Here is a 13,625-nt window from a genome sequence, read left to right as displayed (position 1 = left end):
GTGGTGGTACGAGCCGCGCGGGCCGTGGTGTACGGCCCCCGGGCGCGGGCCCTGCGGGCGAACCGGCTCGCGCTCACCGGGTCGGTCATCGCCGCGGTGTTCGTCCTCGCCGGACTCCTCGCCCCGCTGATCGCCCCGTACGACCCGGCCCGGCCGGACTTCACCGACGCCCTGGCCCCGCCGGGGCTCGGGCACTGGCTCGGCACCGACGACCTCGGGCGCGACCAGCTCTCCCGCATGATGTACGGCGCCCGCGCCTCGCTCCAGGTGGGCGTGGTCGCGGTGGCGTTCGCCTTCGCGGTCGGCGTACCGCTCGGCCTGCTCGCCGGGTACTACGGCCGGTTCGCGGACAGCGCGGTCTCCCGGCTCACCGACACCATGCTGGCCTTCCCCTTCCTGGTGCTGGCGGTCGGCCTCGCCGCCGTCCTCGGCCCCTCGCTGACCAACGCCACCATCGCCATCGGCATCGCGCAGATCCCCGCCGTCATCCGGATCAGCCGCGCCGAGACGCTCCGGCTCAAACACACCGACTACGTGGCGGCGGCGGTGGCCAACGGGGGCGGCGACGCCACCGTCCTCGGCCGGCACATCCTGCCCAACGCGTCCTCCGCGCTCCTCGTCCAGGCCACCATCGGCATCCCCACCGCCATCATCGGCGAGGCCCTGCTCAGCTTTCTCGGCCTCGGGGTCCAGCCCCCCGAACCCTCGCTCGGCGTGATGCTCTCCGGCGCCCAGTCCTTCCTCGCCCCCGCGCCCTGGCTGGCGGTCTTCCCCGGGCTGGCGATCGTGGCCGCGACGCTCGCCTTCAACCTGCTCGGCGACGGGCTGCGCGATGTCCTCGACCCCCGGGGAGGCACCCGATGAGCCCGCCGCCCGTGCTGAGCGTGCGTGATCTGTCGGTGGCGTTCCGCTCCGGCCATGCGGGAGGTGAGCCCGCCTCCCCCCGGACCGTACACGCCGTGGACTCCGTCTCCTTCGACCTCGCACCCCGTGAAGTCCTCGCCGTGGTGGGGGAGTCGGGGTGCGGCAAGTCCGTCACCTCCCTGGCCGTCATGGGCCTCCTGCCGCCCACCGCGACGGTGACGGGCTCCATCAGGCTCGGCGGCCGGGAGCTGGCGGGCGCGCCGGACAAGGAGCTGCGGAAGGTACGCGGCAAGGACATCGCGATGATCTTCCAGGAGCCGATGACCTCGCTGAACCCGGTCCTCACCGTCGGCCGGCAGATCGGTGAGGTGCTGCGCGGACACCAGGGGCTCGGCAGGCGCCGGGCCAGGGAGCGGACCGTGGAACTGCTCGAACTGGTCGGCATCCCGGACCCCGCCCGGCGCGCCCGGGAGTACCCGCACCAGCTCAGCGGCGGCATGCGGCAGCGCGTGATGATCGCCGTCGCCGTGGCCTGCGACCCCGGGGTGCTGATCGCCGACGAACCCACCACCGCGCTGGACGTCACCGTACAGGCGGGCATCCTGGAGGTCCTGCACTCCCTGCGGGAGCGGCTCGGCACGGCGATCGTCCTGATCACGCACGACCTCGGGGTCGTCGCCGACACCGCCGACCGGGTGCTGGTGATGTACGCGGGCCGCGCCGTCGAACAGGCCCCGGTGCACGAGCTGTTCGCCGCGCCCCGGCACCCGTACACGGCGGGCCTGCTGGGCGCGGTGCTGCGACCGGGCGCCGGTGTGAGTGCGGGTGTGGGTGCGGGTGCCGCCGGTGTGGGCATGGGCGTGGGTGCTCGTACGGAGACCGGGGCCGTCAAGCGCCGGCTGACGGAGATCCCCGGACTCGTCCCCAGCCTGGACGAACAACCGGATGCCTGCACCTTCGCCCCCCGCTGCGCCCGCGCCGACGACCGGTGCACGGGAGCCCGGCCCGCCTTCGGGCCCGCGCGGGACGCCGGGCACCACCGGGTCGCCTGCTGGCACCCGTCCGGTGCGGCGCCCGGTACCGATGACACCTCCGCCACCCGACCGCCGGCAGGCGAGGAGGAGAGCGCGTGACAACCGAACCGGTCACCTCGGCCCGGGGCGCCCGCCCGGAACGTACGGAAGAAACACCACCCGTCCTCGAACTCACCTCCCTGACACGGCACTTCCCGGCGGGCCGGGGCACGGTCCGCGCCGTCGACGGGGTCACCCTCACCGTCGCCCGAGGCGAAGTCCTCGGCCTGGTGGGGGAGTCGGGGAGCGGGAAGTCCACGGTCGGGCGGTGCGCCGTACGGCTCGACGAGCCGACCTCCGGGACCGTACGGATCAACGGGACCGACATCACGCGCCTTTCGCGCCGGGCCCTGCGGCCGTTGCGCGAGAAGTTCCATCTCGTCTTCCAGGATCCGTCGTCCTCGCTCGACCCCCGGATGACCGTCGGCCGGATCGTCGCCGAACCGCTGCGCCTCCACGGCATCGCCCGCGGCGAGGCCGCCCGCGCGCGGGTCGCCGGGCTCCTCGCCCAGGTGGGGCTGCGGCCCGAACACATCGACCGGCACCCCCATGAACTCTCCGGCGGCCAGCGGCAGCGCGTCTCCCTCGCCCGTGCCCTCTCCGTCGACCCGGATCTGCTGATCGCCGACGAGCCGACCTCGGCGCTCGACGTCTCCGTCCAGGCGGCCGTCCTCAATCTGCTCGCCGACCTCCAGCGCGACCGGGGCTTCGGCTGCCTCTTCATCACGCACGACCTCGCGGCCGTGGAGTTCCTCGCCGACCGGATCGCCGTGATGTACCTCGGGGAGATCGTCGAACTGGCCCCGACCGCCGAGCTGTTCGCCTCGCCCAAGCACCCGTACACGCAGGCGCTGCTCTCCGCCGCGCCCGTGCCCGACCCGGTCGTCCAGCGCTCCCGTGAGCGCATCGTCCTCAGCGGCGAACTGCCGAGCCCGCTCTCGCCGCCGCCCGGCTGCCGCTTCCACACCCGCTGCCCGGTCGTGGTGGACCGCTGCCGCACCGAGGCCCCCGAGCCGCGGACCCTGCCGTACGCGGCGGGCGTGCCCGGCGGCCGGCAGGTGTCGTGCCATCTCGTCACCGACGAGGGCACCGCACCGGACGCCGGGGCCCCCGCCCGCCGTGCGCGGCCGGCCTCACATCCGGGCTGAATCCGTGGAGAGCAGCGCGCTGACCGCCGCGACCGCGCCCGCCACCATCACGGGGTCGGCGCCCCGCCTGGCGTGCGCGCTCATCCGGATCGCCGGCACCGGCGGCAGGTCATGGCGCTCGGTCAGGCCGTCGGGCCCCTGGCCGACCGAGGCCAGCAGCGCGGCGCCGAGACCGGCGCGGGCGGCGTCCAGGACCCCGGCGAGATAGCCCGCGTCACAGACCACGGTGGTGGGGATGGCGCGTTCCGCCAGCACGCCCAGGGCCCGGCGCCGGATCGCGCACGGGTCCTCGATGGCCACCAGCGGCAGCGGCGCCGGCGCCTCGGGCAGCACCCAGCCGGGCGCCGCGTACCAGCTCAGCGGCAGGCCGCCGACCGGTGTGCCCTCCGTGCCGGCAGCCTCGGTCACGTACACCGCCAGATCCACCGTGCCCCGCTCCACGGCCTCCACCAGCCGGGCCGAGCGGTCGATCCGGAACCGCACCCGGCACTCGGGCCGTGCCTCGCGCACGGCGGCGGTGAGCAGCGGCAGGATCTGGTCGGCGGCATGCTCGGTGGAACCGATGACGACGGAGTCCCCGGCGTCCCCGAGCAGCGTACGGACCGCCTCGTCGTGTACGGCGATGATGCGTCGGGCCTGTTCGAGCAGGCGGGCGCCGTCGGCCGTGAACCGGGTGCCGCGGCCCGCGCGCTCGACCACCGGACGCCCCAGGGTCTTCTCCAGCCGTCGCACATGCTGACTGACCGCGGACTGGCTCAACGCCAGGACCTCGGCGGCGCGGTGGAAGCCGCCGCGGTCCGCGACCGCGACGAGGCTGCGCAGCGCGGTGATGTCCAGAACGGGTGCCATGGCCGCACGCTAACACCGATCGATCAGGAAACGTGATCGATGATGAGTGCGAATCGTCGTTGGACGTGTGACATGTACGTCAGCCATGCTGGGGTCATGTTGCGAACCGTGTACGGGGTGGCCGTCGAGCCGAACCCCTTCGACGCCCGGCGGGCCGCCGCCGTGGGCGCGCCGCTGACGCAACGCCGCGTGGTCGACTTCGGCCTCGTCAACAGCGCTCGCTGTCGCTGAACATCCTGATCACTCCGATCGCTCCGATCACTCGGAACCCTCCGGTCATCCGCTGATCCCGCCACCCCCGCCCGTGGCCGGGCGGCGCGCCGTGCCGTACCGCGCCGTGCGCCCGTCGGGCTGCCGGAACGAGCGGGGCGAGCGGGTCCGGGGGACGGGCGGACGGGCGGACGCGCCGACCCGGCTCCTCCGCCCGGGGTGATCCCCCCCGTCGCGGCTCCCACTCCGCCGTACCACTCCGTATCCCCCGCCTGTCCGACCCGGCGCGCGTCCACCGCCGTACGCGCGTGGTCCGGCCGACGTCCGCCGCCCTTGCCGAGACCGCCGAGACGTCCTCACCCCGCTGGAGGCGACCGTATGCCCGCCCACGCCCCCGTCCCGCCCCGCGCCACGACCCTCCGCGCCACGACCCCCCGTGTCCTGACCACGGTCTCCGAACTGGTGGATCTGCTCGCCTCCGCCGAACCGCCCGTCGTGCTGGACGTACGGTGGGCCCTCGGCGACCCGCACGGCCGTGCCCATCACCGCGCGGGGCACGTCCCCGGCGCCGTCTACGCCGACCTCGACACCGAACTCGCCGCTCCCGCCTCCCCGCACGAGGGCCGGCACCCGCTGCCGGACCTCGGCGTCCTCCAGGCGGCGGCCCGCCGCTGGGGTATCAGCGCCGGGCGTCCTGTCGTCGTCCACGACGACAGCGGCAACACCGCCGCGGCCCGCGCCTGGTGGCTGCTGCGCTGGGCGGGCGTCGCGGAGGTGACACTGCTCGACGGCGCGCTCGGCGCCTGGCGGGCCGCCGGGCTGCCGCTGGAGTCCGGCGAGGCGGCGGTGGAACCCGGGGACGTCACCCTCACCGCGGGCCATCTGCCCACCGTGGACGCGGACGAGGCCGCCGCCCTGGCCCGCGCGGGCACCCTGCTGGACGCCCGCGCCGCCGAGCGCTACCGGGGCGAGACCGAGCCCGTCGACCCCCGCGCCGGCCACATCCCGGGTGCCCGCTCGGCACCCACCGGCGAGAACCTCGCCGCCGACGGCACCTTCCTGCCGCCGGACGCCCTCCGCTCCCGCTTCGCGGCGCTCGGCGCGGGCGACGGCGCGCCCGTCGCCGTCTACTGCGGCTCGGGCGTCACCGCGGCCCACCAGATCGCCGCGCTGGCCCTCGCCGGTACCGACGCGGCCCTCTTCCCCGGCTCCTGGTCCGCCTGGTCCGCAGACCCCGCCCGCCCCGCAGCCACCGGCCACCAGCCGGGCTGATCGAGAGGAACCGAGATGTCAGTGCAGGAGCACACCGCCCCCGGCGCCGCCTCTCCGCCCGCCGTGCCCCAGGACACCGCCCCGGGCGCGGCCCCGGGCCGGGCCCCCCGTCTCACCATCCGGCCCGGCCGGCAGGCCCGGGGCGGGGTGGGCGTCCCCCGGTGGGCGCGGCGCGCCAGCGGACCCGTCGGGGTACTCCTCGTCTGGTACGTGGCGAGCGCGACCGGCGTCCTGCCTTCGAGCGTCCTCGCCTCGCCGGTCGATGTCGTACGTCAGGCAGGGGAACTCACCGCCAACGGCGAACTCCCCAGCGCCATCACCGCGTCCGGGAAACGGGCGGCTACCGGCTTTGTGATCGGAGCCGTGATCGCGCTCTCCCTCGCCCTGACCGCCGGACTCTTCCGGCTGGGCGAGGACGTCATCGACTCCTCGATGGGCATGCTCCGGGCGATCCCGTGGGTGGGCCTGATCCCGCTGTTCATCGTCTGGTTCGGCATCGAGGAGACCCCGAAGATCGCCCTGGTGGCGCTCGGCGTCACCTACCCCCTCTACTTCAACATCTACGGCGGCATCCGCTCCGCCGACTCCCAGCTCATCGAGGCCGCACGGATGCTGGGGCTCGGCAGGCTCGGGCTGATCCGCTACGTGATCCTGCCGTCCGCCCTGCCCGGCGCGCTGATCGGGCTGCGGTACGCCCTGTCCACGGCGTGGCTGGCGCTGGTCTTCGCCGAGCAGGTCAACGCCAGCAACGGCATCGGCTATCTGATGAGCAACGCCCAGCAGTACTTCCGCACCGATGTGATCGTGCTCTGCCTCGCCGTCTACGCGGTACTGGGGCTGATCTGCGACTTCATCGTCCGGGTGCTCTCCAGACGCCTGCTGACCTGGCGGGCATCCTTCGACGGCGACGGGGCGTGAGGACACGCGATGAGCGCGAACACGAGCACAAGCACGACCGGTACGAGCACGACCGGTACGAGCACGACCGGTACCGGCACGGCCGATACGGGCACGGCCGATACGGGCACGGCCGATACGGGCACGAGCAGGGAGACGGACGCGAGTGTGGAGATCCGGGGGCTGACCCGGACCTTCGACGGCAGGACCGTCATCGACGGACTCGATCTGACCATCCGGCAGGGCGAGTTCGTGGCCCTGCTCGGACAGAGCGGCTGCGGCAAGTCCACCCTGCTGCGCATCCTCGCCGGGCTGGACGACGAGATCAGCGGCGAGGTCACCGTACCGAGCCGCCGCTCCGCCGCCTTTCAGTCGCCCCGGCTGATGCCCTGGCTGAAGGTGTGGCGCAATGTCGTCCTGGGGCTGCCCGGCAAGCCGGACCAGGAGCTGGCCACCCGCCAGCTCGCGGAGGTCGGCATCGAGCAGCGCGCCGGGGTGTGGCCCAAGACCCTGTCGGGCGGCGAGGCACAGCGTGTCTCGCTCGCCAGGGCTCTGGTGCGGGACCCCGAACTCCTGTTGCTCGACGAGCCGTTCGGAGCACTCGACGCGCTGACCCGGGCCAAGGCGCAGCGATTGGTGGGGGAGTTGTGGCAGCGCCACGGCTGCTCGATCCTCCTCGTCACCCATGACGTGGAGGAGTCGCTGCTGCTGGCCGACCGCGTCCTGGTGATGGACGCGGGCGGAATCGCGCACGAGGTGACCGTGGACCTGCCCCGCCCCCGGAGCCTCGGCTCGCCCGAATTCGTCGCACTGCGCGGCCAGTTGCTGGCCTGGCTCGGCGTACGGGACGCCTCGGCCTCGACCTCGGCCACGGCATCGACCTCAGCCTCGGCCTCCGCCTCCCCCGACGACCCGGCACCGGGCACGAAAACCCTGGAAGGAACCCTCACATGACCCGTATCCGCACCCGCACCCTTGGCGTCGCGCTCGCCCTCTCCGTCCTCGCCCTGGTGACGGCCGGATGCGGTACGGAGAGCGACGGTACGGCCTCCGGACCGGCCGCCGCCGCCTCCGACGTCACCCTCACCCTCGGCGACCAGGCCAAGAACCTCCAGACCCTGGCGAACGCCTCGGACGCCTTCAAGGGCGCCCCGTACCAGGTGAAATGGGCCGAGTTCGAGGGCGCGGCGCCGCTGTTCCAGGCGGCGCAGGCAGGCGCGGCGGACACCACGTACGCCGCCGACCTGCCCACGCTCCAGGCGCTCAGCGGCGGTGTGCCGATCAAAGCGGTGGCCGCGCTGCGCAACGACGGGACAGCCGTCGGCATCGTCGTCCAGAAGAACTCGGAGATCAGGAAAGTGGCGGACCTCAAGGGAAAGACGGTCGTGGTCTCCTCCGCCAAAGGCAGCATCTCCGAGTATCTGCTCGCCAACGCCCTTCAGCAGGCCGGTCTTTCGTACGCCGACGTCAAGGTCAAGTACCTGCTCCCGACCGACGCGCAGGCCGCCTTCGGCGCCGGGAGGATCGACGCCTGGGCGATCTTCGGTGTCTACAAGGCGGTGGCCACCCAGCAGGGCGGCCGGGAGATCGTCAACGGCGAAGACGGGCGGGTCAGCGGCTACGGGTTCATCGGGGCCTCCGACAAGGCGCTGGCCGACCGGGCCAAGAAGCCGGCCCTCGCCGACGCGGTCAAGCGCCTCGGCACCGCCCTGGAGTGGGCCAGGAACCACCCCGACGCGTACGCCGCCGCGATCCGGAAGAACAACGGCGCCTCCGCCGAGGTCGCGAAGACCATCGTGAGCCAGAGCTACGGCGAACTGGTCCCGATCACCCCCGAGGTGACGCGGGCGGTCCAGAAGGTCGCGGACACGATGCACGGCATCAAGGTCCTGGACCCGAACGTCAAGGTCGCCGATTCCGTCGACACAAGCCTCTCCGTCAAGTAACGGGCTGCCCCGCGACAGGGAGTGGGCTCCCCATCACGGGGCGGCCCGTAACCCGCCCGTCGACCCCGCCCGCCTTCGGACCAGTTGTCAGGAGTCTCCCGCCATGCCTGTCGAATTCATCAGCGCCGTCCACCCCAACCCGGCCTTTGACGGAACCTCCACCTTCGGCCGGGGCATCGACCCCGACTTCACCCGCCGTTACGCCCGCGCCCTGGACGATGGCGGCTTCGACTACACACTCGTCGCCTATCACTCGTCGTCCGCCGACGCCCTTCAGCTCGCCCAGTTCGTGGCCACCCACACCGAGCGGCTGAAGCCGATGCTCGCCCACCGCCCCGGCGTCATCTTCCCGACGCACGCGGCCCGCGCCTTCGCCACCCTGGACCGGATCAGCAAGGGGCGGCTGGCCGTGCACATCATCTCCGGCGGCAGCGACGAGGAGCAGCGCCGCGAGGGCGACTACCTCGGCAAGAGCGAGCGGTACGACCGGTCGGACGAGTACATCCAGATCCTGCGCAAGGTCTGGTCCGCCGACGGACCCGTCTCGCACGAGGGCACCCACTACCGGTTCGAGGACTTCGTCTCCGACGTCGCGCCCCACCACGGCACCATCCCCATCTCCGTCGGCGGCTCCTCGGCCGACGCGTACCGGGTCGGCGGGCAGCAGGGCGACATCTTCGGGCTCTGGGGCGAGCCGCTGAAGGAGACCTCCGAGCAGATCGCCGCCGTCCACGCCGTGGCGGACGCGGCGGGCCGGCCCCGGCCACGCATCTGGGTGTCGTTCCGGCCGATCATCGCCCCCACCGACGAACTGGCCTGGGAGAAGGCACACCGTATTCTTGGGCGGGCCAAGGAGGGCGCCGCCGAGCGCACCCGCGACAGGCACGCCAACCACTACCCGGCGCCGGGCGCGGGCCGTCCCGCCAATGTCGGCTCGCAGCGGCTGCTGGACATCGCGGCCCGGGGCGATCTGCACGACCGGGCGCTGTGGACGCCGCTGGCCACCGCCACCAACGCGGCGGGCAGTTCGACCGCGCTCGTCGGCTCGCCGGAGACCGTCGCCGCCGCGCTGCTGGACTACGTGGACATCGGCTGCGAGCTGCTCTCCATCCGCGGCTGGGACCCGCTCAACGACGCGATCGACTACGCGCGGTACGTACTGCCGCTGGTACGGCGGGAACTCGCCTCCCGCGAAACTCGCACCGCCGCCTGAGCCCCCTCCTGCGGCACCCCGCCCGGCCGGCCGCGCCGCCCCGGCCGCTCGTCCGTAAGGAACCATCATGCCCCGCTTCCGCAGATCCTCCCTGATCGCCTCCGCGCTCGCGCTCGTGCTGCCCTCGCTGCTCCTCACCGCGTGCGGCGGCGGTACGGGCGCCGGGACGAAGTCCGCCACCTCGTCCGACGGCGCGCCCGACCTCTCCTCCGTCACCCTCGCGGTGGGGGACACCGGCTGGTCGCGCTACCAGGCCGTACTGAAGCTCGCGGGTCTTGACGAGACGCCGTACAAGGTCAAGTGGAGCGTGTTCCAGGGCGGTGACCTGCAACTGCAGGCCATGCGGGCGGGCGCGCTCGACGTCGCCGCCTCCAGCGAGATCCCGCCCGTCTTTGCGGCGGCCGACGGCAAGGCGAACTTCAAGGTCGTCGCCGTGATGAAGGCCAACACCCTGCAACAGGAGGTCGTAGCTCCCAAGGGTTCGAAGATCACCGGCATCGCCCAGCTCAAGGGCAAGAAGGTCGGTTACGTCAAGAACACCACGGCCCAGTACTTCCTCTACGAGTTGCTGAAGCGGGCCGGTCTGCGATGGACCGACATCCAGGCCGTCCCGCTCCTCCCGGACGCCGGACTCGCGGCGCTGACCGGCGGCTCCGTCGACGCCCTCGCCTCGTACGGCAACGCGATCACCACCGCGCACGCCCAGGGCGCCACCACCATCGGCTCCGGCGCCGACATCCTCTCCGGCAACTTCAACTGGGAGGCGTCCGACAAGACGCTCGCCGACCCCACGTACACGCCGGAGCAGGCGCTCGGCGCCAAGATCCTCGCCACCCGGCACGCCACCACCGCCGTCGGGACCGCGCTGCGGCTGCTCGGCAACCCCGGTCTCACCCGTGACAACCCGCTGGAGCGCCACGTCCGCGACATCCAGTGCGCGCCGGTGCACGCGCCCCAGGAGGACACCGCGCTCCAGGTCATCGGGGCGGCGGCGCTGAGCACATGGGCGAGCACGGCGGATCCCGCGCCGACCGAGACGTCCGACCCGACGGAGGAGCCCGCGTGACCCTCACTCACCAGCCACCGCATCAGCCCTACCCACCACACCACCACCCCGTGCACCAGCGCACCGAACAGGCCACCGCCGCCGCCCAGCTCCTCGGCCTGCTCGCCCGCGACCTGGCCCCCGACCGTCTCACCACCGACCCGGCCGCCACCGCCCCGTACGCCATCGACCGGTCCGGCGCCCGCCCCGACGGCCAGCCCATGGCCGTCGTGCACGCCGCGCACACCGACGACGTACGGACCACGCTCCGGCACGCCGACGCCCTGCGCGTCCCCGTCGTCCCCCGGGGCGCGGGCACCGGCCTCTCCGGCGGCGCCACCGCCCCCGAGGGCTCCCTCGTCCTCGACCTGGCCCGGATGAACCGTATCGTCGAGATCGCCCCCGGCGACCAGCTCGCCGTCGTCGAACCCGGTGTGATCACCGCCGATCTCGACCGGGCCGCCGCCGCGCACGGACTGCGGTACGCCCCCGACCCGGCCAGCGCCGCCCTCTCCACCATCGGCGGCAACATCGCCACCAACGCCGGGGGCCTGCGCTGCGCCAAGTACGGGGTCACCCGCGACAGCGTCCTCGGTCTGGACGCCGTACTCGCCGACGGGACCCTCCTGCGCACCGGCCGCCGTACGGTCAAGGGCGTCACCGGCTACGACCTCACCGCGCTGCTCACCGGCTCGGAGGGCACGCTCGGTGTGATCACGGCGGCGACCGTACGGCTGCGGCCGCGCCCGGTCGCGACCTCGACGCTCGCCGCGTACTTCGCCACCTTCGCCGCCGCGGCGGCCGCCGCGACCGCGCTCACCGCCGCCCGGATCGAACCGGCCATGGCCGAACTGCTGGACGGTCCGGTCCTCGCCGCCATCGACGAGGCCACGGGCTCCGGCCTGCGCGGCCGGGGCGGCGCGCTGCTGCTCGTCCAGTGCGACGGCGTGGGCGCGGCGGCCGAGGCCGCGCGGGTCGCCCAAGTCCTCCACGGGCGCGCCACCTCCGTAGAGCTGACCGACGACGAGGACGAGGCCCAGGAGCTGCTCGTCGCGCGCCGGCTCGCGCTGCCGTCCCTGGAGCGCCTGGGCCGGCCCCTCATCGAGGACATCGCCGTGCCCCGCTCCCGGCTGGCCGAGGCGGTACGGGAGATCGAGACGATCTCGGCGCGCCACGGCGTGCCCGTCCACACCCTCGCCCATGCCGCCGACGGCAATCTCCACCCCATCCTCGTCATCGACCCCGCGCTCCCGGAGGTGCCGGACGCGGCCTGGGCCACCGCCTCCGACATCTTCGCCACCGCCCTGCGCCTCGGTGGCACCCTGACCGGGGAACACGGCGTCGGCACCCTCAAGCGCCGGTGGCTGGCCGACGAACTCGGCCCCGACAGCGTGGCGCTGCACCACCGGCTGAAGGCCGCGTTCGACCCGCACGGCATCCTCAATCCCGGCAAGGCGATCTGACCCGCGGACCGCCTCCACCCGACCGCCTCCACCCGACCGCCTCCATCAGGCCGCTCCCCGGATTCCGGGGAGCGGCCTGATCTGTGTGCGGAGGATCGAACACCCTCGGTAATTCATCCCAACTCTGTGTCGGTTCACGGCTCAATAACGCTGTAATGAGGGGGGAACTGATCCCTTGACACTCGATACATCCGATGTTTTGATGCGCGGAACGCCTTGGTCAGGAACGTAAATGCCTGGGCAGCGCATGGATCAGGACAAGGAGCCCCAGTGAGCCGGATCACGAGTGTGTCGACGCGGGACGTCCGGTTTCCCACCTCCCGGGAGCAGCACGGCTCGGACGCCATGAACCCGTCGCCCGACTACTCGGCGGCGTACGTCGAGATCGCCACGGACGCGGCCGACGGCCACGTCGGGGCCGGTTTCGTCTTCACGATCGGCCGGGGCAACGAGGTGCAGACAGCCGCCGTCGACGCGCTGCGCGACCGGCTCGTCGGTGAGGACGCCGAGGCGCTCTGCGCCGACATGGGCGGTACGTGGCGCTCGCTCGTCCACGACTCGCAGTTCCGCTGGCTCGGCCCGGAGAAGGGCGTGATGCACATGGCGATCGGCGCGGTCGTCAACGCACTGTGGGACCTCCGGGCGAAACGGGCGGGGCTGCCGCTGTGGGACCTGCTCGCCGGGATGTCACCGGAGGAGATCGTCGACCTGGTCGACTTCCGCTACCTCAGCGACGCGCTCACCCGCGACGAGGCCCTGGAACTGCTCCGCAAGGCCGAGCCGGGGCGCCCCGAGCGCCGCCGTGACCTCCTCGCGCGCGGATTCCCGGCCTACACGACGACGCCGGGGTGGCTCGGCTACGACGACGAGCGGCTGGTCGCCCGCTGCCGCGAGGCGGTCGCGGACGGCTTCACGCAGATCAAGCTGAAGGTCGGAGGCGACCTCGACGACGACATCAGACGGCTGCGCCTCGCCCGGGAGACCGTCGGCGCCGGTATCGCCATCGCGGTCGACGCGAATCAGCGGTGGGACGTCGAGGAGGCCGTCGCCTGGATCGACCGCCTCAGCCCGTACGGACTCGCGTGGGTCGAGGAGCCGACGAGCCCGGACGACGTCCTCGGCCACGCCGAGATCGCCCGCCGGATCGCCCCGGTACCCGTCGCGACCGGCGAGCACATGCCCAACCGGGTCGTCGCCAAGCAGCTCATCCAGGCGCGGGCGGTGTCGGTGCTCCAGATCGACGCGACCCGGGTCGCGGGTGTGAACGAGAACATCGCCATCCTCCTCCTCGCGGCCAAGCACGGCATCCGCGTCTGCCCGCACGCGGGCGGCGTCGGACTGTGCGAGGCCGTCCAGCACCTCTCGATGTTCGACCGCGTCGCGGTGTCGGGCACCGACGAGGGACGCTTCCTCGAATACGTCGACCACCTGCACGAACACTTCGTCACACCGGTCGACGTCCACGACGGACACTACTGGCCGCCGTCGGCGCCCGGCGCGGGCGCCGAGATGCTCGGCACGTCCCTGACCACCTTCTCCTACCCCGATGGCGCGGCATGGGCGCGGCACGAGGAAGGGCCCGGCTCCGTACCACCCCAGTGAAGCACCGATACACAATGAAGTGGATGTCGCAATGAAACAACGG

General features: G+C 73.0%; 13 protein-coding genes. 12 read left to right on the top strand and 1 reads right to left on the bottom strand.

From position 1 onward, the window contains the following. Positions 1–27 precede the first annotated feature (27 nt). From AB0P17_RS09385 to AB0P17_RS09375, 3 genes are all read left to right on the top strand, one after another. Positions 28–864 (top strand): ABC transporter permease, encoded by an 837-nt coding sequence (locus AB0P17_RS09385; protein WP_365809148.1) that lies wholly within the window; start codon positions 28–30, stop codon positions 862–864. Continuing rightward, complete coding sequence (locus AB0P17_RS09380; protein ID WP_365809094.1) at positions 861–1,997, top strand: ABC transporter ATP-binding protein; 1,137 nt, start codon at positions 861–863, stop codon at positions 1,995–1,997. Before AB0P17_RS09385 ends, AB0P17_RS09380 begins: the two co-directional genes overlap by 4 nt. Before the next feature lie 80 nt (positions 1,998–2,077). Continuing rightward, positions 2,078–3,085, top strand: coding sequence for an oligopeptide/dipeptide ABC transporter ATP-binding protein (locus AB0P17_RS09375; protein WP_365809146.1), 1,008 nt, complete (start codon positions 2,078–2,080; stop codon positions 3,083–3,085). Here the strand turns inward: AB0P17_RS09375 and AB0P17_RS09370 are convergent. Next, positions 3,071–3,934 (bottom strand): LysR family transcriptional regulator, encoded by an 864-nt coding sequence (locus tag AB0P17_RS09370; protein WP_365809092.1) that lies wholly within the window; start codon positions 3,932–3,934, stop codon positions 3,071–3,073. The genes AB0P17_RS09375 and AB0P17_RS09370 overlap by 15 nt on opposite strands. Positions 3,935–4,030: 96 nt before the next feature. On the opposite strand from AB0P17_RS09370, the gene AB0P17_RS09365 reads away from it, so the two are divergent. The 9 genes from AB0P17_RS09365 (at position 4,031) to AB0P17_RS09325 (ending at position 13,582) form a co-directional block, all read left to right on the top strand. After that, positions 4,031–4,165, top strand: a complete 135-nt coding sequence (locus tag AB0P17_RS09365) for a hypothetical protein (RefSeq protein WP_365809090.1) — start codon at positions 4,031–4,033, stop codon at positions 4,163–4,165. 357 nt (positions 4,166–4,522) lie between these two features. Next, positions 4,523–5,416: a sulfurtransferase gene (locus tag AB0P17_RS09360; RefSeq protein WP_365809088.1), complete on the top strand. Its 894-nt coding sequence runs from the start codon at positions 4,523–4,525 to the stop codon at positions 5,414–5,416. A 15-nt stretch (positions 5,417–5,431) separates the two neighbouring features. Beyond that, on the top strand, positions 5,432–6,334 hold the full coding sequence (locus AB0P17_RS09355; protein ID WP_365809087.1) for an ABC transporter permease: 903 nt from the start codon (positions 5,432–5,434) through the stop codon (positions 6,332–6,334). Between the two features lie 9 nt (positions 6,335–6,343). After that, positions 6,344–7,267 (top strand): ABC transporter ATP-binding protein, encoded by a 924-nt coding sequence (locus tag AB0P17_RS09350; RefSeq protein WP_365809086.1) that lies wholly within the window; start codon positions 6,344–6,346, stop codon positions 7,265–7,267. After that, on the top strand, positions 7,264–8,259 hold the full coding sequence (locus AB0P17_RS09345) for an ABC transporter substrate-binding protein (RefSeq protein ID WP_365809085.1): 996 nt from the start codon (positions 7,264–7,266) through the stop codon (positions 8,257–8,259). Before AB0P17_RS09350 ends, AB0P17_RS09345 begins: the two co-directional genes overlap by 4 nt. Before the next feature lie 103 nt (positions 8,260–8,362). Then, on the top strand, positions 8,363–9,472 hold the full coding sequence (locus AB0P17_RS09340) for an LLM class flavin-dependent oxidoreductase (protein ID WP_365809083.1): 1,110 nt from the start codon (positions 8,363–8,365) through the stop codon (positions 9,470–9,472). A gap of 67 nt (positions 9,473–9,539) precedes the next feature. Next, positions 9,540–10,538, top strand: coding sequence for an ABC transporter substrate-binding protein (locus AB0P17_RS09335; RefSeq protein WP_365809081.1), 999 nt, complete (start codon positions 9,540–9,542; stop codon positions 10,536–10,538). Beyond that, positions 10,535–11,980, top strand: coding sequence for an FAD-linked oxidase C-terminal domain-containing protein (locus tag AB0P17_RS09330; RefSeq protein ID WP_365809079.1), 1,446 nt, complete (start codon positions 10,535–10,537; stop codon positions 11,978–11,980). The genes AB0P17_RS09335 and AB0P17_RS09330 overlap by 4 nt, the downstream gene beginning before the upstream one ends. A 270-nt stretch (positions 11,981–12,250) precedes the next feature. After that, a complete protein-coding gene (locus AB0P17_RS09325) occupies positions 12,251–13,582 on the top strand; it encodes an enolase C-terminal domain-like protein (protein ID WP_365809077.1) in 1,332 nt (443 codons plus the stop codon). The last annotated feature ends 43 nt before the right edge of the window (positions 13,583–13,625 follow it).

Source organism: Streptomyces sp. NPDC088124, assembly GCF_040685895.1.
GTDB lineage: Bacteria > Actinomycetota > Actinomycetes > Streptomycetales > Streptomycetaceae > Streptomyces.
The sequence above is the reverse complement of the archived record's forward strand: the minus strand, read 5'-3'. Positions and strand labels throughout refer to the sequence as shown.

Excerpts from the sequence above, each read along its gene's own strand:
- AB0P17_RS09380 (WP_365809094.1), top strand. The coding sequence starts at position 861 with ATGAGCCCGCCGCCCGTGCTGAGCGTGCGTGATCTGTCGGTGGCGTTC.
- AB0P17_RS09370 (WP_365809092.1), bottom strand. The coding sequence starts at position 3,934 with ATGGCACCCGTTCTGGACATCACCGCGCTGCGCAGCCTCGTCGCGGTC.
- AB0P17_RS09365 (WP_365809090.1), top strand. The coding sequence starts at position 4,031 with ATGTTGCGAACCGTGTACGGGGTGGCCGTCGAGCCGAACCCCTTCGAC.
- AB0P17_RS09360 (WP_365809088.1), top strand. The coding sequence starts at position 4,523 with ATGCCCGCCCACGCCCCCGTCCCGCCCCGCGCCACGACCCTCCGCGCC.
- AB0P17_RS09355 (WP_365809087.1), top strand. The coding sequence starts at position 5,432 with ATGTCAGTGCAGGAGCACACCGCCCCCGGCGCCGCCTCTCCGCCCGCC.
- AB0P17_RS09350 (WP_365809086.1), top strand. The coding sequence starts at position 6,344 with ATGAGCGCGAACACGAGCACAAGCACGACCGGTACGAGCACGACCGGT.
- AB0P17_RS09345 (WP_365809085.1), top strand. The coding sequence starts at position 7,264 with ATGACCCGTATCCGCACCCGCACCCTTGGCGTCGCGCTCGCCCTCTCC.
- AB0P17_RS09340 (WP_365809083.1), top strand. The coding sequence starts at position 8,363 with ATGCCTGTCGAATTCATCAGCGCCGTCCACCCCAACCCGGCCTTTGAC.
- AB0P17_RS09335 (WP_365809081.1), top strand. The coding sequence starts at position 9,540 with ATGCCCCGCTTCCGCAGATCCTCCCTGATCGCCTCCGCGCTCGCGCTC.